This is a genomic window from Arthrobacter sp. 05N33_2, from assembly GCF_056397425.1.
Window position 1 is genome coordinate 299,588 of record NZ_JBFTNJ010000001.1, and the last position, 22,555, is coordinate 322,142.

18 protein-coding genes are annotated in these 22,555 nt (G+C 66.9%); 11 read left to right on the forward strand and 7 right to left on the reverse strand.

Annotated features, from left to right (window positions below):
- The first annotated feature begins 139 nt into the window (after nt 1-139).
- Entirely contained in the window at nt 140-1,300 is a 1,161-nt protein-coding gene (locus tag AC1DHX_RS01380) for a M20/M25/M40 family metallo-hydrolase (RefSeq protein ID WP_476859556.1), read from the forward strand.
- Between the two features lie 113 nt (nt 1,301-1,413).
- On the opposite strand, the gene AC1DHX_RS01385 is transcribed toward AC1DHX_RS01380, so the two are convergent.
- Nucleotides 1,414-2,385, reverse strand: a complete 972-nt coding sequence (locus tag AC1DHX_RS01385; RefSeq protein ID WP_476856072.1) for a polysaccharide deacetylase family protein — start codon at nt 2,383-2,385, stop codon at nt 1,414-1,416.
- A 15-nt stretch (nt 2,386-2,400) separates the two neighbouring features.
- A complete protein-coding gene (locus tag AC1DHX_RS01390) occupies nt 2,401-3,930 on the reverse strand; it encodes a purine-cytosine permease family protein (RefSeq protein WP_476849969.1) in 1,530 nt (509 codons plus the stop codon).
- A 107-nt stretch (nt 3,931-4,037) separates the two neighbouring features.
- Here AC1DHX_RS01390 and AC1DHX_RS01395 point away from each other — a divergent pair, with 107 nt between their 5' ends.
- Complete coding sequence (locus tag AC1DHX_RS01395) at nt 4,038-5,582, forward strand: PucR family transcriptional regulator (RefSeq protein ID WP_476859557.1); 1,545 nt, start codon at nt 4,038-4,040, stop codon at nt 5,580-5,582.
- Nucleotides 5,583-5,618: 36 nt separating this feature from the next.
- Here AC1DHX_RS01395 and AC1DHX_RS01400 read toward each other — a convergent pair whose 3' ends face one another.
- From AC1DHX_RS01400 to AC1DHX_RS01415, 4 genes are all read right to left on the reverse strand, one after another.
- Nucleotides 5,619-6,428 (reverse strand): IclR family transcriptional regulator, encoded by an 810-nt coding sequence (locus AC1DHX_RS01400; protein ID WP_476856070.1) that lies wholly within the window; start codon nt 6,426-6,428, stop codon nt 5,619-5,621.
- A 94-nt stretch (nt 6,429-6,522) separates the two neighbouring features.
- Complete coding sequence (locus AC1DHX_RS01405; RefSeq protein ID WP_223914764.1) at nt 6,523-7,779, reverse strand: aminopeptidase P family protein; 1,257 nt, start codon at nt 7,777-7,779, stop codon at nt 6,523-6,525.
- A 63-nt stretch (nt 7,780-7,842) separates the two neighbouring features.
- Nucleotides 7,843-9,252: an MFS transporter gene (locus AC1DHX_RS01410; RefSeq protein ID WP_230008206.1), complete on the reverse strand. Its 1,410-nt coding sequence runs from the start codon at nt 9,250-9,252 to the stop codon at nt 7,843-7,845.
- 629 nt (nt 9,253-9,881) lie between these two features.
- On the reverse strand, nt 9,882-10,553 hold the full coding sequence (locus AC1DHX_RS01415; protein WP_476859558.1) for a GntR family transcriptional regulator: 672 nt from the start codon (nt 10,551-10,553) through the stop codon (nt 9,882-9,884).
- Nucleotides 10,554-10,712: 159 nt separating this feature from the next.
- Between AC1DHX_RS01415 and glyA the strand changes: the two genes are divergently transcribed.
- The 9 genes from glyA to AC1DHX_RS01460 all read left to right on the forward strand — a co-directional run bounded on the left by glyA (nt 10,713) and on the right by AC1DHX_RS01460 (nt 21,470).
- A complete protein-coding gene (gene glyA / locus AC1DHX_RS01420; RefSeq protein ID WP_476859559.1) occupies nt 10,713-12,053 on the forward strand; it encodes a serine hydroxymethyltransferase in 1,341 nt (446 codons plus the stop codon).
- Nucleotides 12,050-13,270, forward strand: a complete 1,221-nt coding sequence (locus tag AC1DHX_RS01425; protein WP_026539064.1) for a sarcosine oxidase subunit beta family protein — start codon at nt 12,050-12,052, stop codon at nt 13,268-13,270. The genes glyA and AC1DHX_RS01425 overlap by 4 nt, the downstream gene beginning before the upstream one ends.
- A 14-nt stretch (nt 13,271-13,284) precedes the next feature.
- Nucleotides 13,285-13,629 (forward strand): sarcosine oxidase subunit delta, encoded by a 345-nt coding sequence (locus AC1DHX_RS01430; protein WP_476859560.1) that lies wholly within the window; start codon nt 13,285-13,287, stop codon nt 13,627-13,629.
- Nucleotides 13,626-16,580, forward strand: a complete 2,955-nt coding sequence (locus AC1DHX_RS01435) for a 2Fe-2S iron-sulfur cluster-binding protein (protein ID WP_476859561.1) — start codon at nt 13,626-13,628, stop codon at nt 16,578-16,580. Before AC1DHX_RS01430 ends, AC1DHX_RS01435 begins: the two co-directional genes overlap by 4 nt.
- Nucleotides 16,573-17,208, forward strand: coding sequence for a sarcosine oxidase subunit gamma (locus AC1DHX_RS01440; protein ID WP_476859562.1), 636 nt, complete (start codon nt 16,573-16,575; stop codon nt 17,206-17,208). Before AC1DHX_RS01435 ends, AC1DHX_RS01440 begins: the two co-directional genes overlap by 8 nt.
- Nucleotides 17,208-18,623 carry an L-serine ammonia-lyase gene (locus AC1DHX_RS01445; RefSeq protein WP_476859563.1) on the forward strand — a complete coding sequence of 472 codons (1,416 nt, stop codon included), beginning with the start codon at nt 17,208-17,210 and terminating at the stop codon, nt 18,621-18,623. Before AC1DHX_RS01440 ends, AC1DHX_RS01445 begins: the two co-directional genes overlap by 1 nt.
- A gap of 2 nt (nt 18,624-18,625) precedes the next feature.
- Nucleotides 18,626-19,501, forward strand: coding sequence for a formyltetrahydrofolate deformylase (gene purU, locus AC1DHX_RS01450; protein ID WP_476859586.1), 876 nt, complete (start codon nt 18,626-18,628; stop codon nt 19,499-19,501).
- Nucleotides 19,502-19,511: 10 nt separating this feature from the next.
- Nucleotides 19,512-20,783 (forward strand): N-acetylglucosamine-6-phosphate deacetylase, encoded by a 1,272-nt coding sequence (locus tag AC1DHX_RS01455; protein ID WP_476859564.1) that lies wholly within the window; start codon nt 19,512-19,514, stop codon nt 20,781-20,783.
- Between the two features lie 93 nt (nt 20,784-20,876).
- The gene (locus AC1DHX_RS01460; protein WP_476859565.1) at nt 20,877-21,470 is read left to right on the forward strand and encodes an NADPH-dependent FMN reductase; all 594 of its coding nucleotides are present in this window, start codon (nt 20,877-20,879) and stop codon (nt 21,468-21,470) included.
- 56 nt (nt 21,471-21,526) lie between these two features.
- Here the strand turns inward: AC1DHX_RS01460 and AC1DHX_RS01465 are convergent, their stop codons facing one another.
- Nucleotides 21,527-22,345 carry a GAF domain-containing protein gene (locus tag AC1DHX_RS01465; protein ID WP_476859566.1) on the reverse strand — a complete coding sequence of 273 codons (819 nt, stop codon included), beginning with the start codon at nt 22,343-22,345 and terminating at the stop codon, nt 21,527-21,529.
- Nucleotides 22,346-22,555: the final 210 nt, after the last annotated feature.

Below are 22,555 nucleotides of genomic sequence, written 5' to 3' on the forward strand. Positions count from 1 at the left end.
GGGGCCGACAATGGTTCGACCTGATAGGAGTATTTGCCGGGCGATGGTGGCCGCGACTTACTGGAGCGTCAGTGGCGAGCGTCCTGACCAATCGAGCCGGAGCAAGCGAACTTGTACCGACTAGTGATGGGCTCCCGGCATGATCACTCTCCGCAAGCACGTACTTCCCTCGCTCCTCGCCCTGGTCCTGCTCTCGACGTCGGCCTGTACCTCCGGTGTCGCGGCTGGCATCCCGTCGGCCGGCGTTCCGTCCGGTGGCACACCATCTGGCACACCCTCAGGTGGCACACCGAGCAAATCCGGCGGCGGGACGAGCCAATCCGCCGCACCCGCCGAGTCCGTCAGCCCGAGTGCTGCGGTCCCGCAGCTAACCCCGGCGAGCACGGTGGATGCGCGCACGGTGCTGGCGGCGTTCAAGTCCCGGGACATGGTGGGGCACCTGCAGGCGCTGCAGCGGGTGGCCGATGCCAACGGCGGGAACCGGGCCTCGGGCACCTCGGGGTATGAGGAGTCGGCCCGCTACGTCGAGGAACAGCTGCGCGCCGCCGGGTATGAACCGGTGCGGCAGAGCTTCACGTTCAAAGAGGACGGCCGCCGCGGCAAGACGGTGGAGTCCTTCAACATCCTCGCCGACACCGGGGGCAGTGCCGGGCACACCGTGGTGGTGGGCGCGCACCTGGACTCCGTGCAGGAGGGACCGGGCATTGATGACAACGGCAGCGGGGTCGCGGCCGTCCTGGAGACCGCGCGGTGGATGAAGGAGGCCGGGATCACCCCGGCCAACCGGGTCCGGTTCGCGTTCTGGGGCGGCGAGGAGGACGGGCTGTACGGGTCCCAGCACTACGTCGACGAACTGAGTGCGGCCGAGATCGGCCAGACCGCGGCGAACCTGAACGTGGACATGGTGGCCTCGCCCAACGGGGTCCGCTCGGTCCATGACGGGGACGGCACGGACTTTGGCCACGCCGGCCCGGCCGGGTCCAAGGCGATCGAGGACGTCTTCTTCCGCTACTTCCAGGAGAACGCGCTGCCGGCCGAGACCACGCCCTTTGACGGGGGCTCGGACTACGACGCCTTCCTCTCGGCCGGCATTCCCGGCGGCGGGCTGTTCACCGGGGATGAGAAGAGGAAGACCCAGGCCCAGGCGCAGGCCTATGGCGGGGTGGCGGGCAAGGACCTCGATCCCTGCTACCACGAGGCCTGCGACACGATCGCCAACACAAACCCGGAACTGCTCACCGAAATGTCCGGCGCCCTGGCCTACGGCACCGTGGCCTACGCGATGGCCAAGACCGGCTAAACACCAGCTTCGCCGCCGGCTGCGGGCCGCCCCGCAGGAAGGTCCCCGGCCCAGCCACCTTCTGACGAGGGGCCGTGCCGGGGACCTGTGCTTGCCAGGGCCGAATTTGTGCCCTAGATTCCGGCCCCGCGCCGCGCCGTGGCTCCTTGGGGCTGCCGCACGCCGGCCGGTGTGAACTGTGCGCCGGTGTCCGGGAATCCGGGCACGGCAATGCGCGCGTGGGTGTGGATCTCCTCGACGGAGTCGCGCGTGTGCTGCGCGATCTTCTCCATGGTGGTGACCCACATGCCGTCCATCGACTTGACCCGGTCCATCAGCTGTTCCAGGGCCACGGCCTTGGACGGCCGGCCGGAAATGAAGGGGTGGTTGGTCAGGACGAAGCAGCTCCCGGCAGCGTGGTGGGCCTCGGCCTCCAGCGTCCACATTTCGAGGACCTTGGCCGGGCTTTCGATGACGCCGCTTCCGGTGACGCCCGGGTAGAAGGCATACTGCTCCCAGTCGTCCAAAGCCCAGTCGACAGGGATTTCCACGAGATCGCGGGGGTCTGCCTCGGCAACGCTGAAGCGGTACGGCGCGTCGCCGTCGAGCAGGCTTGAGTCATACAGGAACCCGCGGTCGGCAAGGAGGGCCGGGGAATGCCAGTTGAGCTCCCACCACGGTGCCCTGTAGCCGGTCGGCCGGACGCCGGCGGCCTTGGCCAGGGCATCCAGGCCCCGGTCCAGGTACCGCGCCTCCGTGGCGGCGTCGATGCCTTGCATGGGTTCGTGCAGGTACCCGTGGTGTGCAATCTCGTGGCCGCCGTCGGCTATCCGGCGGACCACGTCCGGGTAGCATTCGGCGGTGAAACCCGGGACGAAGAACGTCGCCTGGATCTGCTGGCGCTCGAGGATCTGCAGAATCCGCGGGACGGCGACCTTGGGCCCGTAGGACTGGTGCGTCATGAGGGACATGCGCCTGGTGCTCTGCGGGTCATGGGCGATGGTGCAGGATTCGGCGTCGACGTCGAAGGTGAAGGACGCCGCGGCACGATGACCTTCGGGCCAGGTAATGGGATGGGCGGTGTCGGCGAAAGCGGGGAAGTTCACGGGGTTGATCTCCTGCTAGAGGGCGGCGGGCGTGGTTGATGTGACCGCAAGGCCGGTAGCGTCAGGTGAATCTGCGGTCTGTTCGCTGGGGGTGGGGACATCCAGGAACTTCCTGTGGAACCGCGGACCGAGGACGGCGTAAGCCGCGGCACTGGCCAGTCCCCCGGCGAGCCAGGACAGGTCCCATCCGCCCAGGGCGACGGCGATGGGCCCCTGCATGGCCGGCACCAGTCCGTACATGAACAGCCAGGTGGCGAAGATGCCGATGAGCAGGGAAGCGACACCGGCCGGATTCACGCCCGGCAGGCGTTTGGTGCCGACGGCGTCAAAGAGCCGGGACGGGTCGCCGGGCCAGCGCTTCTCGATCCAGAAGTAATGGACCAGCATGACTCCGCCCCAGGCAGCCACCCAGGCGACCAGCCCAATCAGCCAGGCATCCAGCACGGAGGCGAAATCCTCCTGGAAGATGAAGAAGATCACGGCCGCGAGGGAGAAGACGCCGACGAACAGGTTCAACTTGCGCCGGCTGATGGAGATGTCCAGGGCCTGCGTGGCGACGGAAAAGGTGTAAATGTTCAAGATGTTGGTCGCGATCGGGCCGTGCAGGACCATGAGCAGCACCGGGAGGGCCAGCGCGCCGAAGTTCTGGACGATGAGTTTGCCGGGATCAATTTCACCCGTGTTGGTCGCCAGGCTGGCCCCCAGGATGCCCAGCCAGACGACCGGGATGAACTGGCCCAGCACCGAGGCGAGGTAGACCTTGCGCTTGGGCACCGAGGTGCTGACAAAGCGGGAGTAATCCGCGGCGTAGGTGAACCAGGTGATGCCCCAGCCGATGCCGATGGCCGTCATGACTGCGCTCATCGCGGCGATGCGTTCCGAGCCTTCCAGGATGTGGCCGGCCGGGCCGGCGTAGGTCCAGTTGATCTTCATGCCGAACCAGGCCACTGCCGACATCACGGTCAAGATGATGATGGTGGGCGGAACGGTCCACTTCTCGAAGGCAGCAATGGCTTTATAGCCGAACCAGGCGATGGCTACCTGTACAGCCATGATGAAGGTGGCGATGCCAATCTTCCAGGCGTAGTTCTTGGCCTCCGGGTCAACCCAGCCGAGCGTTCCGAACAAGGCCATGACCAGATCCAGGATGATCCAGGTGTTGACCGCACACCAGCCGATCACCAGGAGAGCCTGGATGCCGGCGGGCAGGTAGTTGCCGCGCCGGCCGAAGGCGGCGCGGGCCAGCACCATGCCGGTCGCCCCGGTCTTCTGGCCCAGCAGGACGAAGCAGCCGAAGAGCAGCATCCCGATGAGGTTTCCGAGGACAAGAACCGTGACGGTGTCCGCGAATCCCAGGCCAAGCTGGATGCCGAGCGCTCCGAGCACCCAGTTGATCGGGGCGAGATTGGCGCCGGCCCAGATCCAGAACTGGCCCGAGACCTTGCGGGTCCGTTGTGATTCGGGGATGGGCTGGAGCCACGCTTCGTGGTCTACGCTCGCTTCCGGCGCGGTGCCGGCAGGGGCCGCTGGGGATTTTTGACGCATGTGGAGCCTCCGAGGATGTGTGGGATTCCTCAAGATTATGTGTCGCAGGCCACATACGACTATATACAATGTGTCTAAATATACCCAGAGCAACGCGACGGAGTGTAATGTCCATCCTTCTTCAAGACGTCCTGAACCACCCGACCATGGCGGCCGCCGACCCCATTGTCCGCGCCGCGGCCAGGGCCGCCGCCCGGGCGCAGCTCCGGTGGATCCACTCCAGTGAAATCATTGATATCGCGCCCCTGCTGGCCGGCGGGGAACTTCTGCTAACGGGCGGAGAAGCCCTGGCCCTCGCCTCGGAGGAGCGGCAGGTCAACTACATCCGCCAACTGGCGGAGCGGGGCGTTGCCGCCGTAGCTATCGAAACCGGGTCCGCCCTGCCGTCCCTGCCGTCCTCAATGGTGGCGGCCGCCGAAGCAGCCGGCCTTCCGCTGATCGAACTTCGCGGGGTGGTGCCGTTCGTCGGAATCACGCAGGCCATCAATTCGATGCTGGTCAGCGACTCGGTATCGCAGTTGCGGCGGGCCGATGAGGCCAGTCACGCGATGGCCGTCGAACTGGCGCACGGCGGTGGCCTGGACCGGATCCTCGCCGTGCTGGCCGGCATCATCAATGCCGAGGTGACGCTGACGTCCATAGCCGGCGCGACCCTGGCCAGCGCAAGCCCGGGGCGGGCCGAGGCCGCCGACGTCGATGCCTCCACCGTTGGGCCGCAGGAGCAGGCACGCCTGATTCACATCGACGTGCCTATCCGCGGCATCCTTGCGGCTCAGCTGCTGCTGCGGGTCCCGGCGGACGAGGACCAGAACCTGGCCCGGACGGCCGGAAATCGTTCTGTCGACATCCTGGCCCTGGCATTGCTGCAGCGAATGTCCCCCGGGCTCAAGGAAGTCGCCGGGGCGGCCCTGCTTCGCGCGATTGATTCCGGCAGCCAGGCCTGGCGGCTCCAGCAATTGGCTTCCGCGGCCGGGATTCCGCCGGGTGCCACAATCGTGGCCATCATGGTCCGCTCCGGCATGCTCCAACACCTCCGCGCTTCTGTGGAGCAGCTCTTGGCCCGGCGGGCGCAGCCCAGCGCAACCTATGTCGATAATGCCGAGCTGCTGGCGGTCGCGGTCCTCCCGGGCGACAGGCCGCTGGACAGCAGGGACGCACTTCTGGCTGGTCTGCGGGCGCTACCGGCCCCATCAGACACGCTGGTTGCCGTCGGCCCGGTGGCCGCCGGGATTTCGGAAGCCCCCTGGTCCTTGTCGGAGGCCAGACTGACCCTGGAATTGGCGGGCGCGCTGGGGCAACCACATACGGGAACCCAAGGTCCGCACAGTCCCGTGATCGATTGCGAGGCATTCGCCGTCGAACGCCTCGCTGTTGGAAGCCTGGATACCGGGCAGCGGCGGAACTTCGTGCGCCAGCAGCTGGGGGCCCTCCTGGATTATGATGCGCAACGCAATTCCCGGCTGCTTGACACCCTGGCCATGTGGCTGGATTCCGGCTGCAACACGGCCCAGGCGGCGAGGGAACTGCACGTGGAGCGGCAATCGATGCATCAACGGCTGCAGCGGATCTTCGAGCTGTGCGGCGGCGACCCCCGGCGGACGGGCCGGCTCGCAGCGTTGCATTTGGCCGCGCGGCTGGCCCGGCTCAGCTGACGTGCGCTCGGCGCCTTAGTCCGGGCGCGCGCCGCGTCAGCCGTTGCTGGACGCCCGGCCGCCCAGCCGGCTGGTGATCTTGTCGGCCGCAGCGGCGCACGCTTCGCCCAGGCCCTGCAGCCCTTCGCGTGAGACGCGGAACCGCGGCGCCGAGATCAGGACGGCCGCCACGATATCGCCGCGGTGGTCGTGGACGGGAGCGGCCACGCCCACTTCATCGATGGAGGATTCGCCGTAGTTGATGGCCCAGCCCCGGGCCGTCACGTCCTTGAGCTTGATCTGGTAGCCATCCAGGCCCGCATCATCGAGCCCCGGGTAGCTGATCGCCCCGCTGCGCAGGAGCACACGGACGCGTTCGACGGGCGCTGCGGCCAGGAAGACCTGCACGGAGGCGCTCATGGCGTCGGTGTACCGGGCTCCCAGCGGGGTGGTGTGCTTGATCTGGTGGTGGCTGGCGATCTGCTCCACGCACATTGACTCTGCGCCGTTCCACACCATGAGGGCGCTGGTTTCGCCGGTCTGTTCGGTAAGTTCACGCAGGACCGGATACGCCACCCGCCGTTCTTCCAGTTCGGCCAGCAACGGCCCGGCGACGGCGATCAGTCCCAGCCCCAGCCGGAAGCGGCGGGTTTCCGGATCGCGTTCCACCAGGTGTTCCTGTTCGAACGTGGCCAGGATCCGGGAAACCGTGCTCTTGTGCAGGCCCACCCGGTTGGCGATCTCGGTGACTCCGAGCAACGGTTCGTCCGCCGTGAAGGTTCGCAGCACGGCGATGGCGTTGACGATGACGGAGGTGCCCTTGGTGTCGCCGTTTCCGGTGGTCCCGGGAGATTCTGCTGGGGTCATGGTGTCTACCATCATTCCGCATGAGGGCCCAAAAGCGGCGCCACGGTGGACGTGGCGCCGCTTCTGGGTCCTGCCTTCAGGGGGTCTGGGCGCCTCAGGCTCCGATGATGTTGTATTCGGGGCCGAACGGGAACTTCGTGATGTTCTCGGCTCCGTCTTCGCCGACCACCAGGATGTCGTGCTCACGGTAGCCGCCTGCGCCGGGCTGGCCGTCCAGGACGGTGATCATGGGTTCCATGGAGACCACCATGCCGGGCTCGAGCACCGTGTCGATGTCCTCGCGGAGTTCCAGTCCGGCTTCGCGGCCGTAGTAGTGGCTCAGGACGCCGAAGGAGTGTCCGTAGCCGAACGTCCGGTTGGCGAGAAGCCCGTGGCCCACGTAGATCTCGTTCAGCTCGGCGGCGATGTCCTTGCAGACAGCCCCCGGCTTGATGAGCTCGAGGCCGCGCTTGTGGACCTCGACGTTGATGTTCCACAGTTCGAGGGAGCGGGCGTCGGGTTCGCCGTAGAACAGGGTGCGCTCCAGTGCCGTGTAGTAGCCGGAGGTCATGGGGAAGCAGTTCAGGGACAGGATGTCGTGTTCCTGGATCTTGCGCGTGGTGGCCCAGTTGTGGGCGCCGTCGGTGTTGATGCCGGACTGGAACCAGACCCAGGTGTCACGGATTTCCGAGTCCGGGAACGTCCGCGCGATTTCGTGGACCATGGCTTCGGTGCCGATCAGGGCGACCTCATATTCGGTGATGCCGGCGGTGATGGCGTTGCGGATGGCTTCGCCGCCCAGGTCGCCAATGCGGGCCCCGTGCTTGATCACCTCGATCTCTTCGGCCGACTTGATCATCCGCTGGCGCATCGCCGCCTGGGCAACATCCACCAGGGTGGCCCCTGCAAAGGCCGCCTGGATCTTGTTGCGGTTGTCCAGCGGGAGCGAATCGTCTTCGACGCCGAGCCGGCGGGGGTTGATGCCGCGGGTGCGCAGCGCCTCCTGGATGGCGAAGATGTAGTTGTCCCGGCGCCAGTCCGTGTACACCACGTTGTCGCCATAGCTGCGCCGCCACGGCATGCCGGCGTCGATGTTGGCCGTGACGGTCACGGTGTCGTCCTTGGTGACCACCATGGCGTAGGACCGGCCGAAGTAGGTAAAGAGGAAGTCCGAGTAGTACTTGATGGAGTGGTAGCTGGTCAGGACGACGGCGTCCAGGTCCTTTTCGGCCATGATGCGGCGCAGTCCGCCGAGCCGGCGCTCAAATTCGGCGTTGGAAAAGGTCAGCTTTTCCTTCTGCCCGTTGTGCAGGACTTTCAGTCGCTCCAGTTCGGCGATGGACGAAGCGTTGTTGGACGTTGCGATGGTCATGGTGGTGGTGCCTTTCTGCATTGCTGTTCTTTGGAGGGGAAAATTTGGGGGCGTCGGCCGGGACTACTCGTGGCGCAGCGGTTCCTTGCTGGTTTCACGAGAGAGGACGACGGCGATCAAGGAGATGACCGCGGCGCCGGCGAGGTACCAGGCAGGAGCCAGGGCATTGGCCGTCGCGGCGATCAGGAGGGTCGCCACGAACGGCGCCGTGCCGCCGAAGAGCGCGTTGGAGAGATTGAAGCTGACGGCGAAGCCGCTGTAGCGGACGCGGGTGGGGAACATCTCCGCCAGGAAGCTCGGGAGCGTACCGTCGTTGAGCGTCAGCATGCCGCCCAGCAGGATCTGGACCAGGACGATCACCAGGAAGTTCCCGGTGCCCAGCAGTGCGAAGGCCGGCACGGTCAGCAGGATGAAGCTCAAGGATGCGGCGATCAGCACCTTTTTGCGGCCGTAGCGGTCCGAGAGCATACCGGTCAGGAAGATGAACCCGATGTACGTCACCAGGGCGATGGTGGTGGCCAGGAAGGATTCGGCCGCGCCGAGACCGAGCTCCGAGGACAGATATGTGGGCATGTAGCTCAGGATCACGTAGAACCCGACGGCGTTGAGCAGCACGGCTCCGACGGCCTTCAGCAGCAACCGCCAGTGCTTCCGGAAGAGGCTGGATACCGGGGCCTTGATGGCCTGGTCCTCCTCTGCCAGTTCGCGGAACACCGGCGTGTCTTCGAGCTTGGTGCGGATGTAGCGTCCGATCAGGCCCATCGGTGCTGCGAGCAGGAACGGCAGGCGCCATCCCCAACTCTGCATCGCCTCGGCGCTGAGCAGGACGGTCAGCAGGCCCGCGAGCAGGGAGCCGAGCAGCAGGCCCGCGGCCGTGCTGGCCGGAACCACCGCCGCGTACAGGCCGCGTTTGTTGGCCGGGGCGTACTCGACCAAGAAGGCGGACGCGCCGGCGTATTCGCCGGAGGCGGAGAAGCCCTGGACGACGCGCACCACCAGGAGCAGGATCGGGGCCCAGATGCCGATGGAGTTGTACCCCGGGATCAGTGCGATGCAGAAGGTCGCTCCGGACATGATCAGGATAGACAGGGAAAGGGCAGTCCGGCGCCCCACCCGGTCACCGATGTGGCCCCAGACGAAGCCGCCAAGCGGCCGCACCAGGAACGAGATGGCGAAGAGGGCGAAAGTCAGTAGAAGCGCCGTCTGGGGATTGGACTCGGGGAAGAAGACCGCGGCGATTGTTGCGGCCAGGTAGCCGTAGACGGCGTAGTCGAACCATTCGACGAAGTTTCCGATGAAGCTGGCGGCGACGACCCGCCGTCGGGTTTCCTTACTGACTGCGGGATCGTGGCCGCCAGGGGCCGCATGGCCGCTCAACGTGGTCTGTCCCGAGGACGTACTGCCATGCCCGCTATTCGACTCCGGGCTGGTCTGCCCCGCAAGTGTCGACGGGGAGAAATTTTCGTTACTCATGTGTCCACCAAAGAGTTTTGGGAGTTGCAATCAGCGCAACGCTGTTGCACCAGAGTAGGCGTGACGCATGACACAGTCAATGCTTTTTGTGATTTCTCTTACGCGGATCAATCCGGATGAGGCACCAAGACAGCGCCGCGGGCACCCAGCCGGACCGCACAACAATAGTTGCAATGAACGAAACGGTGTTGCATAAATTGAGCGATGTGTCCGTCAACTTGGGGAAAGCTTGAGCCGGACGGCGCCGCGGTTCCGCTCAGTCCGGCGCGGTGGCACACTAAGTGGACTATCGAGTGACTGGGGGGATCCACGTCAGGAGATCGTCATGGGCATTCTGGTACGTACGCGCACTTCAGGTCGCCGGTCGGCGGTCGAGCCATGATGGCCGGGTGGGCCTATCTCATGGCCGGAATCATGACCGTCGACTCGCTCCTGCTGGGGCTACTTCTGATGAACGTGAAGTGGCCGAAGCGCTGGAAGAAAAACGGCTGAAGTTCCGGAACTCTAATCCACTGCGGCGGTGACTCGGGCGCCCGTCGTGGTCGAAGTCGCCGGTCACGTGCGGGCTCGCCGGAAGCTTAAGGCGAGCCCGCACGCTTCCCGCGACCTCGGCGGGAGGGTCGCCGCGGCTAGAGGACCTTGCGGATGGTCTCCTCGAAGCTGGTGACGTGGTGCAGGGCGAGTTCGCCGGCCCTGTCCGCGTCGCCCTCGGCCACCGCCTTGAGCAGCTCCACATGCTCGCTAATGTGGCCGCTGACCGAGGGGACCTTGTCCAGGACCAGGCACCAGATGCGCGTGGCCAGATTGTCGTAGCGGATCAGCGTATCCTCCAGGTGCGGGTTGGCCGCGGCCCGGTAGATCAGGCGGTGCACCGTCAGGTCGTAGCGCATCAGCTCCCGGGACTCTGCTGGGCTCGGGGCCAGTTCCGCAATGGTCTTGGCGACATCCAGCAGTTCGCGGCGCATGGCGGCGTTGGCCCGCGTTGCCGCCCGCCGCGCCGCCAGGGGTTCCAGCAGTTCCCGGATTTCCGAGACGTCGGCCAGCTCCGTGAAGTCCACGGTGGTGGCAAAGGTTCCCCTTCGCGGGTAGGAAACCACCAGGTGGTCCACTTCCAGCCGCTTGATCGCTTCCCGCACGGGAGTGCGGCCGAACCCGAGCTCGGCGGCGAGCTGCCCGTCATTGATGGGTTCGCCCGGCCGGATTTCGAGCATGATCAGCTTGTCGCGCAGCTGCCGGTACGCGGCCTCCGCCTGGGAGAGGGCTTCGTCCTCTGCGGGCGGCAGGACGGTCAGTGCATTCACGGCTCGGCTCCGTTTCTGGATTTCAACGTTCCTGGATTTCAACCGGAAGCCTGGTTCCACTTGGCTTCCAGCTATTGACTCTGGTGTGATCTCAATCATACCATTGTTCTCACACTGATATATCAGTCATAGCAATAGTGGTATTTCAAAGGAGCAACCGTGGTTGAGCAGTTGAACGAGCGACTTTCCGTAGTCGATCCCGAGGTCGAAGAGGCCGTGGCGCGCGAACTGAAGCGCCAGCAGTCCACCCTGGAAATGATTGCGTCCGAGAACTTCGCCCCCGCCGGGGTCATGGAGGCACAGGGTTCGGTGCTGACCAACAAGTACGCCGAGGGCTACCCGGGCAAGCGCTACTACGGCGGCTGCGAGCACGTTGACGTGATCGAACAGCTCGCGATCGACCGGGTCAAGGCCCTGTTCGGCGCCGAGTACGCCAACGTCCAGCCGCACTCCGGCGCGCAGGCCAACGCCGCCGCCATGTTCGCCCTCCTGGAACCGGGCGACACCATCATGGGACTGGCCCTGGCCCACGGCGGCCACCTCACCCACGGGATGAAGATCAATTTCTCCGGCAAGCTCTACAACGTGGTCCCGTACCACGTGAGCGAGCACAACCACCTGGTGGATATGGCCGAAGTGGAGGCCCTGGCCCTTGAGCACCGGCCCAAGATGATCGTGGCCGGCTGGTCCGCCTACTCCCGGCAGCTGGACTTCGTCGAGTTCCGGCGCATCGCCGACCTCGTGGGCGCCTACCTCATGGTGGACATGGCACACTTCGCCGGCCTCGTGGCCGCCGGGCTTCACCCGAACCCGGTCCCCTACGCCGACGTCGTCACCACCACCACGCACAAGACCCTCGGCGGACCGCGCGGCGGCGTGATCCTGGCCAAGGAGGAGTACGCACGCAAGATCAACAGCGCCGTGTTCCCCGGCCAGCAGGGCGGCCCGCTGGAACACGTGATCGCGGCCAAGGCCGTGGCCTTCAAGATCGCGGCGTCACCGGAGTTCAAGGAACGCCAGGAGCGCACGCTCGAAGGCGCCGGGATCCTCGCGTCCCGGCTCCTGAAGGACGACGTCGCGGCGGCCGGGATCTCCGTGGTCAACGGCGGCACCGATGTGCACCTGGTCCTGGTGGACCTGCGGGACTCGGAACTGGACGGGCAGCAGGCCGAAGACCGGCTCCACCGGATCGGCATCACCGTCAACCGCAACGCCGTCCCCTTCGATCCCCGCCCGCCCATGGTGTCCTCCGGGCTGCGGATCGGCACCCCCGCCCTGGCCACCCGCGGCTTCGGTGCCGCGGAGTTCACCGAGGTGGCGGACATCATCGCCTCCGCCCTCATCTCGCAGGCGCCCGGGGACGAACTCAGCGACCAAACCGCCGCTGAACTGCGTGGACGCGTCAGCGCCCTCGCGGACCGGTTCCCCCTTTACCCGCATCTCGGCACCGGCACGACGGCGACCGGGCTTGAGGCAGAACTGATTGGAGCAGCACAATGACCACCGAACACCTGCCGGAGCACCCGGACTTCCTCTGGCGCAACCCGGACCCCAAGTCCTCCTACGACGCCGTGATTGTGGGCGGCGGCGGACATGGACTGGCGACGGCGTATTACCTGGCCAAGAACCACGGGATGACCAACATCGCCATCCTGGAAAAAGGCTGGCTCGCCGGCGGCAACATGGCCCGGAACACCACCATCATCCGTTCCAACTACCTCTGGGACGAGAGTGCGGCGATCTACGAGCACGCCCTGAAGCTCTGGGAGATCCTGCCCGAAGAACTCGAATACGACTTCCTGTTCAGCCAGCGCGGGGTTATGAACCTGGCCCACACCCTGGGCGACGTCCGCGAAAGCGTCCGCCGCGTCGGGGCCAACAAACTCAACGGCGTCGACGCCGAGTGGCTGGACCCGCAGCAGGTCAAGGAACTCTGCCCCATCCTGAACATCAACGACAACATCCGCTACCCGGTCATGGGCGCCACCTACCAGCCGCGCGCCGGCATCGCCAAGCACGACCACGTCGCCTGGGCGTTCGCCCGCAAATGCGACGAGCTCGGCGTGGACATCATCCAGAACTGCGAGGTCACCGGCTTCATCAAGGACGGCAACCGCGTCACCGGGGTCAAGACCACCCGCGGCACCATCAACACCGAAAAGGTCGGACTCTGCGCCGCCGGGCACAGCTCGGTGCTTGCCGAAATGGCCGGATTCCGGCTCCCCATCCAGTCCCACCCCCTCCAGGCACTGGTGTCCGAGCTCCACGAGCCCGTCCACCCCACCGTCGTCATGTCCAACCACGTCCACGTCTACGTCTCCCAGGCGCACAAGGGCGAACTGGTCATGGGCGCCGGCGTGGACTCCTACAACGGCTACGGCCAGCGCGGATCCTTCCACGTGATCGAGCACCAGATGGCAGCCGCCGTCGAACTCTTCCCGATCTTCGCCAGGGCCCACGTGCTCCGGACGTGGGGCGGGATCGTGGACACCACCCTGGACGCCTCCCCGATCGTAGGCACCACCCCGGTGGAAAACATGTTCGTCAACTGCGGCTGGGGCACCGGCGGATTCAAGGGCACACCGGCGGCCGGGCTGACGTTCGCCCACACGATCGCCACCGGAGAACCGCACAAACTCAATAAGCCCTTTGCACTCGAGCGCTTCGAAACCGGCGCCCTGATCGACGAACACGGCGCCGCCGCCGTGGCCCATTAGAAAGAGGTAAGGACATGCTCCTGATTCCCTGCCCCAACTGCGGTCCCCGCGACGAGACCGAATTCCACTACGGCGGACAGGCCCACGTGGCCTACCCCGAAAACCCGGCAGAGCTCACGGACCGCGAATGGGCCGAATACCTGTTCTACCGCGACAACACCAAGGGCGCCTTCGCCGAACGCTGGCTGCACAGCACCGGCTGCCGGCAATGGTTCAACATGCTCCGCGACACCGTCACCTACGACATCCAGGCCGTATATCCGATGGGCCAGCCGCGCCCTGACAAGGAAAACGCAGCCACGGGCCCCACAGTCCCCACCGTCACCAGCCCCGTCTCCCCGGAAGGAGCAGTCAAATGACCGCTCAGCCGCAGCCCGCGCGTCTTAGCACCGGCGGACGCATCGACCGCAGCGTCACGTGGCGCTTCACCCTGGACGGCCGTGAGTACACTGGCCACCCCGGCGACACCCTCGCCTCCGCCCTGCTGGCCAACGGCCGGCTCCGCGCGGGTGACTCCCTATATGAGGGCCGGCCCCGCGGCATCATGTCCGCCGGCGTCGAGGAATCCAACGCCCTGGTCAAGGTCGCGGCCCGGTTCCCGGGCCACGTGGCCGAATCCATGCTCCCGGCCACCACGGTGTCCCTCGTGGACGGCCTCAGCACTGAACTGCTCAGCGGACTGGGCAAGCTGGACCCGGCCGAGGACCACGCCGAATACGACAAGAAGTATGTCCACACCGACGTCCTGGTGGTCGGTGGCGGCCCGGCAGGCCTGGCCGCGGCCCGCGAGGCCGTCCGCTCCGGCGCCCGGGTCATCCTTATCGACGACCAGCCCGAACTGGGCGGCTCGCTGTTGTCCGGCTCCACGGATCCGGCCCTCGTCGAGAGCATCGAAGGGCAGCCCGCCCTGGAATGGGTGGCCAATGTTGAAGCCGAACTGATCTCCGCGGCCGAGTGCACGGTACTGAACCGCACCACGGCCTTCGGCTCCTACGACTCCAACTACATCATCGCGGCCCAGAACCGGACGGACCACCTCCTCACCCCGGCCGCGCCCGGCGTGTCCCGCCAGCGGATCTGGCACATCCGCGCCGCCCAGGTCATCCTGGCCCCGGGCGCCCACGAACGCCCGCTCGTTTTCGAAAACAACGACCGCCCCGGCATCATGCTGGCCTCCGCGGTGCGCAGCTACCTCAACCGATACGCCGTCGCCGCCGGTTCCCGGGTGGTCATCAGCACCACCAACGACAGCGCCTACGCCCTGGCCGCCGACCTCCGCGCCGCCGGCATCAAGGTCGAGGCCGTCGTGGACGCCCGCCCACAGCTGAGCGAAACCGCCGCGGTAGCTGCGGCCGCGGGAACGCGGGTGCTGATCGGCAGCGCCGTCGCCAACACCACCGCCGCTGTGACCGGCGACGGTCGGCTCCTCGGCGTCACCGTCCGGAGCATCAACGACGCCGGCGAACTCACCTCGGGCATCGAACACCTCGCCTGCGACCTGCTGGCCGTCTCCGGCGGCTGGTCACCGGTGGTGCACCTGCACTCCCAGCGCCAGGGCAGGCTCCGCTGGGACGAAGACCTCGCCGCCTTCGTCCCCAACAGCGTGGTCCCCAACCAGCAGGTGGCCGGCTCCGGACGCGGCAGCTTCGACCTCGACGACTGCGTGGCCGAAGGCATCTCCGCCGGGGCCGCGGCGGTCATCGCCGCGGGCTTTGAGTCCGATGCTGAACCGTCTGCGCCGACGCCGCCGCGCGCCGCCGCCCCCACCCGCCAGCTCTGGCTGGTACCCGGGCAGGACGGCGGCCCGGATGACTGGCACCACCACTTCGTGGATTTCCAGCGCGACCAGTCCGTGGCCGATGTCCTCCGCTCCACCGGTGCCGGCATGCGGTCCGTGGAGCACATCAAGCGCTACACCTCGATCAGCACCGCCAACGACCAGGGCAAGACCTCCGGGGTGAATGCGATCGGCGTCATCGCCGCCGCGCTCCGGACAGCCGGCGAAGCGTCCCGCGGGATCGGCGACATTGGCACCACCACCTACCGCGCACCCTTCACGCCCGTGGCGTTTGCCGCCCTGGCCGGACGCCAGCGCGGCGAACTCTTCGACCCCGCACGCCTCACTTCCATTCACCCCTGGCATGTCGTCCAGGGAGCCCTCTTCGAAGACGTCGGCCAGTGGAAGCGCCCCTGGTACTACCCGCAGGACGGCGAGGACATGGACACTGCGGTGCTCCGTGAATGCGCCGCCGTCCGGGAATCCGTGGGCTTCATGGACGCCACCACCCTGGGCAAGATCGAGATCCGCGGCAAGGACGCCGGCGAGTTCCTGAACCGCATCTACACCAACGCGTTCAAGAAACTCGCTCCGGGTTCGGCCCGCTACGGCGTCATGTGCACCCCGGACGGAATGATCTTCGACGACGGCGTCACCCTGCGCCTGGACGAGGACCGGTTCTTCATGACCACCACCACCGGCGGCGCGGCCAAGGTGCTGGACTGGCTGGAGGAATGGCTGCAGACCGAATGGCCGGAACTGGATGTGCACTGCACCTCCGTCACGGAGCAGTGGTCCACCATCGCCGTCGTCGGTCCGAAATCCCGCGCCGTTCTCGCCAAAGTGGCTCCGGAACTGGCAGCCGACGGCGGCCTGGACGCCGAGGCCTTCCCGTTCATGACGTTCAAGGAAACCACCCTGGCATCCGGTGTCCAGGCCCGGGTCTGCCGGATCTCGTTCTCCGGCGAACTGGCCTACGAAATCAACATCCCGTCCTGGTACGGGCTGAGCACCTGGGAAGCCGTGGCGGCGGCCGGCGCGGAGTTCAACATCACCCCGTACGGTACCGAGACCATGCACGTGCTGCGTGCGGAGAAGGGGTATCCGATCGTCGGCCAGGACACTGACGGGACCGTGACGCCGCAGGATGCCGGCATGGAATGGGTCGTGTCCAAGGTCAAGGACTTCATCGGCAAACGCTCCTACACCCGCAAGGACGCCGGCCGCACCGACCGGAAACACCTGGTCAGCGTCCTCCCCGTGGACGGCACCATCCGGCTCCCCGAAGGCACCCAACTGGTGGAACAGGGCATCACCGTCAACCCCGCCTACGGCCCCGTGCCCATGCAGGGATTCGTGACCTCGAGCTACCACAGTGCGGCGCTGGGCAGGTCGTTTGCCCTGGCCCTGATCAAGAACGGCCGCAACCGCATTGGCGAGACCCTGGTGGCCGCCGCCGGCGACCAACTCGTGGACGTAATCGTCGCAGAAACCGTACTATTTGACTCTGAAGGGGCCCGCAAAGATGGCTGACACCGCAGCACTCGAAAATTCCAAGAAGATCCAGACCCTCAGGAAGAGTCCGGCATCACTCCTGAGAACGGCTTTTGAAGCGGGATCCGTTGCGGGCACCGTGGAGCTGCGCGAGGTGCCGTTTCTGACCATGGCAGGGCTCCGGGTCGATCCTGCCGGCGACGCAGGGCAGCGGCTGGGCGCCCTCACGGGTGGCCTGCCCTCCGCTTCCGGGGAAGTCCGCGGCAGCGGCAACACCGCAGTGCTGTGGCTGGGCCCGGCAGAATTCCTGCTCGTGGCCCCCGCCGAATCCCACGAAAGCCTGGGCGGTGAGCTCCCCCGGGCGCTCATCGCAGCACTGGGCGACGGCCAGGGCCAGGTGGTGGATCTGTCCGCCAACCGCACCACGCTCGAGCTCTCCGGACCCCGGGCCAGTGCCGTGCTGGAGAAGGGCTGCGCCCTGGACCTGCACCCCCGCGTCTTCCAGCCCGGAACGGCCCTGTCCACGGAAATCGGCGGCATCCCCGTCGTTCTGTGGAAGACCGGGGACGAGACCTACTGGATCTTCCCGCGGGCATCCTTCGCGGAGTTCCTCGGCCGCTGGCTCCTCGACGCCATGCGCGAATATGCCTCCACCGAGGTCCCCTGATGGCGCTCAGCGTCCTCGACCTGTTTTCTGTTGGCATCGGGCCGTCCTCCTCCCACACGGTCGGCCCGATGCGGGCGGCCAAGCGGTTCGCAGACGGGCTCAAGAGCGACGGGCAGCTGAGTTCCACGGCGAGGGTGCAGGCCGAGCTGTTCGGTTCCCTCGGCGCTACCGGCCGGGGCCACGGTTCGGACAAGGCCGTCGTCCTGGGCCTCCAGGGCCAGGACCCCGAGACAGTGGACACGGGCACTGCCGATGACCAGGTGGCTGCCGCTGCGCTGGATGCGGAGCTGCAGCTCGCCGGCCATCACCGGGTGGATTTCAACTGGGATGAGGACGTGGTCCTGCACCGCCGCAAGTCGCTGCCCGCCCATCCGAACGGCATGACCTTCCGGGCCCTCGACCACGCCGGCGACGTCCTCAGCGAACGGAGCTTCTATTCGGTTGGGGGCGGCTTCGTCGTCGATGGCAATGCACAAGGCGCCGACCACGTGGTGGCCGACGACACGGTGCTGCCCTACCCGTTCACAACAGCTGACGAACTCCTTGAAATATGCCACCGAGAGAATATGTCCGTCTCCGACGTGATGCTGGCCAACGAACTCGTCTGGCGCACCGAAGCCGACCTCCGGGAGAAGCTCTTGGCCCTGTGGGCGGTCATGCGCCAGTGCGTGGACAACGGCTGCGCTGCCGAGGGCATCCTGCCCGGCGGGTTGAACGTCAAACGGCGCGCCCCGTCGTTGTTTCGGACGCTGGCAGCATCCGCCGTCAGCGCCGAGGCGGACGCCCGGAACCCATCGCCGGTCCAGGTCCCGGCCGACCCGCTGCTCGCCATGGAATGGGTGAACCTCTTCGCGCTGGCCGTCAACGAGGAAAACGCCGCGGGGGGCCGGATCGTCACCGCGCCCACCAACGGTGCCGCCGGCATTGTGCCGGCCGTGCTGCACTATTACGTCAAGTTCGTCCCCGGCGCCAACGACGAAGGCGTCATCCGCTTCCTGCTGGCGGCGGCCGCCGTCGGGATCCTGTTCAAGATCAACGCTTCCATCTCCGGCGCAGAGGTCGGCTGCCAGGGCGAAGTCGGATCCGCCTGCTCCATGGCGGCGGCGGGACTCTGCGAAGTGCTGGGCGGGACCCCGGAGCAGGTGGAAAACGCCGCCGAAGTCGGGATCGAGCACAACCTCGGGCTGACCTGTGACCCCGTCGGCGGGCTCGTGCAGATCCCCTGCATCGAACGCAACGCGATCGCCAGCGTCAAAGCCATCAACGCCGCCCGCCTGTGCCTCCACGGCGACGGCAGCCACAAAGTCTCGCTGGACAAAGCAATCAAGACCATGCGCGAAACAGGAGCAGACATGAAAACCAAGTACAAGGAAACCTCCCGCGGGGGCCTCGCCGTGAACGTCGTGGAGTGCTGACCATGGCCGCGGACCAGACACCCGACACCGTTGAGCACGTCCTGACCCTGGACTGCCCGGAAACGCGCGGGATAGTCCACGCCGTGTCCGGTTTCCTGCTGGACCAGGGCTGCGACATCCTGGAAAGCAAACAGTTCGACTCACAGCTGGACGGCCATTTCTTCATGCGGCTCCACTTCGCCTCGGCCGGGGACCAAACAACCCTGGACACGCTTCGGGAAGCCTTCGTTCCGGTCGCCGACAAATTCGGCATGCGCTGGGACCTGCGGCGGCACGGCAGCAAACGGCGGGTCCTGATCATGGTCTCGAAGTTCGAGCACTGCCTCAACGATCTGCTGTACCGGGCCCGCACCGGTGAACTGCCCATCGAGATCGTCGGCGTCGTCTCGAACCATCCCGATCACCGGCGGACCGTCGAATGGCACGGAATCCCGTTCTTCCATGTGCCCATCACCCCGGACACCAAGCCCGCGGCCGAGCAGCGGCTCCTGGAACTGATCGACCGGATGGACGTTGAACTGGTGGTCCTGGCCCGTTACATGCAGGTCCTCAGCGACAACCTCACCCGCCAGCTGGATGGCCGCGCCATCAACATCCACCACTCTTTCCTGCCCAGCTTCAAGGGCGCGAAGCCCTACCACCAGGCGCACGCCCGGGGCGTGAAGACGGTCGGCGCCACAGCCCACTATGTCAACGCCGAACTGGACGAGGGGCCGATCATCGCCCAGCAGGTAGTGGAAGTAGACCACACCTTCGGGCCCGAGGACCTCGTGGCCGCCGGACGCGACACCGAGTGTAAGGCGCTCTCCAACGCCGTCCGCTGGCACTGCGAGGGACGCGTCATCCTCCAGGGCAACAGGACGGTCGTGCTGCGCTAGGTTTGGCACCATGATCCTGCCCCTCGAGGACCGCGAAGCCGCCGCCCCTGCCTACATCCTGCGGGGTGCCCTCATCACGGACGGCGCCTGCACACCGGGCTGCGTGGTGGCGGTGAAAGGCGGCCGGATCGCCTACGCGGGACCCGGCGATGGCTTTGACGCCGCACATTTCCCGGATGCGGAGGAGCTCCCGCTGCCGCCCGGCAGCTCCCTGCTTCCCGGGCTTGTCGACCTCCATTGCCACGGCGCCGCGGGCGGCGGATTCCCGGCCGGCAATGACCGGGGCTGCCGGGCGGCCGTGGACTTCCTGCACCGCAACGGGACCACCACCCTCCTGGCGAGCCTCGTCACCGCCCCGGAAGATGAGCTGGTGGGGTCGCTCGGCGTACTCAACGTCCTGGCGGCCGAGGGACTGATCGCCGGCGTGCACTCCGAGGGGCCCTTCCTCTCCGCCGCCCGGTGCGGCGCGCAGGACCCGCGCTGGCTCCGCGCCCCCGACCCTGCGCTGCTCCGGCGGCTGGTGGCGGCGGCCGGCGGAGCCCTGCGGACCATGACGTACGCCCCCGAACTGCCCGGCGCGAGTGAGCTCCTACGGATCCTCACGGACCACGGGGTGATCCCCTCACTGGGCCATACCGATGCCGCTGCCCCCGTGGCCGCGGCCGCACTGGCGGAAGCCGCGGACCTCATCCGCGGGGGCGCGGCTTCCGGGGTCTTCGGGCCGCGGGCCCGGCCCACGGTGACCCATCTGTTCAACGGCATGCCTCCCCTGCATCACCGGAGTCCCGGACCGGCGGCCGCGTGCCTGCGGCTGGCGGCCACCGGCACGGTCGTGGTCGAGCTCGTCGGCGACGGCGTCCACCTCGACCCGGAGACGGTCCGGATGGTCTTTGACCTGGTCGGAGCCGGGGGCATCGCGCTGGTGACGGACTCCATGGCGGCAACCGGTCTGCCCGACGGCGACTACGAACTCGGCCCCGCGGAAGTGGTGGTGCACGACGGCGTGGCCACCCTGCGGAGCAACGGCGCCCTTGCCGGGGGCACGGCGACCCTGTTGGAGGTTGTCCGCATGGCCATCGCGGCGGGGGTGAGTCCGGCCGACGCTGTCGCGGCGGCCACCCTGGTCCCGGCCCGGGTCCTGGGCCTGGAGACGGAGATCGGCGCCCTCCGGGCTGGAATGCGCGCCGATATCATCGCCGTTGACCCGGGCTTCGACATCGTGGCCGTGCTGCGCGGCGGACGGATTCTGCCGGACCATCACGTGCCGCGCGTTAGCCCCTGAACCCGCGGGGCCTACGGCGGTTGCGGAAGTTTCGAGCCCTTCGTTTTGTTGTTCTGAGTGTGGGCAAACATTACTTCCGGAAAGGAGCCCGCCATGATCCGCATCGCTATCGTGCTCGGGAGCACCCGGCCCGGTCGCCTCGGAAAGGCCGTCGCCGACTGGGTAAGTGCCCGGGCATCAGAACGCGGCGATGCCACCTTTGACGTCCTCGACGTCGCCGATTTTGATCTTCCGCTGCTGGACGAGCCGCTGCCACCCTCCTTCGGCCGCTACAGCCAGCCCTACACCAAGGCCTGGTCCGAAGCTGTCGACGGATTCGACGGCTACATCTTCGTCACGGGCGAGTACAACCACTCGATTCCCGGCGCACTGAAAAACGCTGTGGACTACCTCTACAAGGAGTGGAACAACAAGGCGGCCGGGTTTGTCAGCTACGGAAGCAGCGGCGGCATCCGCGCCGTCGAACACTTCCGCGGAGTGTCCGCGGAGCTGCAGATGGCCGACGTCCGGGCCCAGGTGGCGCTGCCCCTGGCCACGGAGTTCGCGAATTACCGCACTTTCATCCCGACGGCGGCCGCGGAAAAGAGCCTGCAGATCCTGTTTGACCAGGTGATCGCGTGGTCCGGCGCGCTGAAGGTCCTCCGGCCAGGTCATGCCCACGGAACAGAAGACGCCAGCGCGGCCTGACCGCTGCCCTGGCTTAGCCCGGATTGCCGTCCCGCGGGGCGCGCGCCGGTGTCCGCCTACGCCGGAGTCCCCGTCCTGCGCCGCCGCCGCCGGACGGGGGGCGTGTCTCCGCCATGTGGCGCCGCGGCATAGGGACTGGGCAGGGGCACGTTCTGGCCCGGAACGGAATCGGGCACCAGGACGTGGACCGTGGCGCCGGATGATTCCCGCGCGGCTCCGCCCGCGACGCTGCGCAGGTAGTCAAGCGCCCCTTCTTCACTGAACCCGTACTCCCGCACCAGCGTCCGCAGCGCCAGCCCTGCCAGTGCCCGGGAGAGCTGCGCCGAAGAGAGATCTGCGCCGCCCCCGGACCTCAGCGCCAACTCCTGGACCAAACGCAGTGCACGGGAGATGTAGCGGGCCAGCCGAGCCGCTGCGATGATGTCTGCGCTGGTGAAGACGTGCGGCCACGCGGCGTACAGGTTCACGGCGGCATGGAAGACCGCTTGTGGTGCCAGTGGAACGGATACGAGGGACCGGACCCCGAAGGCTGCGGCAGCGCTGGCGTACCCGGGCCAGCGCCGCTCCAGGGAAGTGTCGCCCACGAACACATATTCGCCGGTTCGGACCGCCGTGCGGGCGGGCCCGTCATCGAAGGAACGCTGCGCCTCGTCGGCGGCCCGCGCCGGTGCGCTGCCCGCAGTCAGCGTGAGGGCCTCCGCGGACCCGACCAGTGTCACTGCCCAGCTGATCCCACGGCCGGGACCACCGATGTCGTCGACAAACTCGCTCACGGCTTCGCTGAGGAAGGCACCGACATCCGGGTCGTTGAAGTGCAGCTCCCAGAAGGAGGCATAACGATCCTGCCGGCCGTCTCCTGCAATTCCTTGGGTCATGTTCCACGCTCGAGATCAAAGCACGCAGCTCACTGCTGAACCGATGAAAACAGCATACGTCCGGGCGGACACCGCCGCGCCTCCCATTTGTCAGAGCCAGGGCCTCTGTCGTTTTGGTATGGTTCCGGGCTGTCCCGGCGACCTGTTTCGATGAACTGTTCCTCAGCTGTTCCGCTGAGCTGTTCCCGAGACAGCGGGAAATCTGCTTCA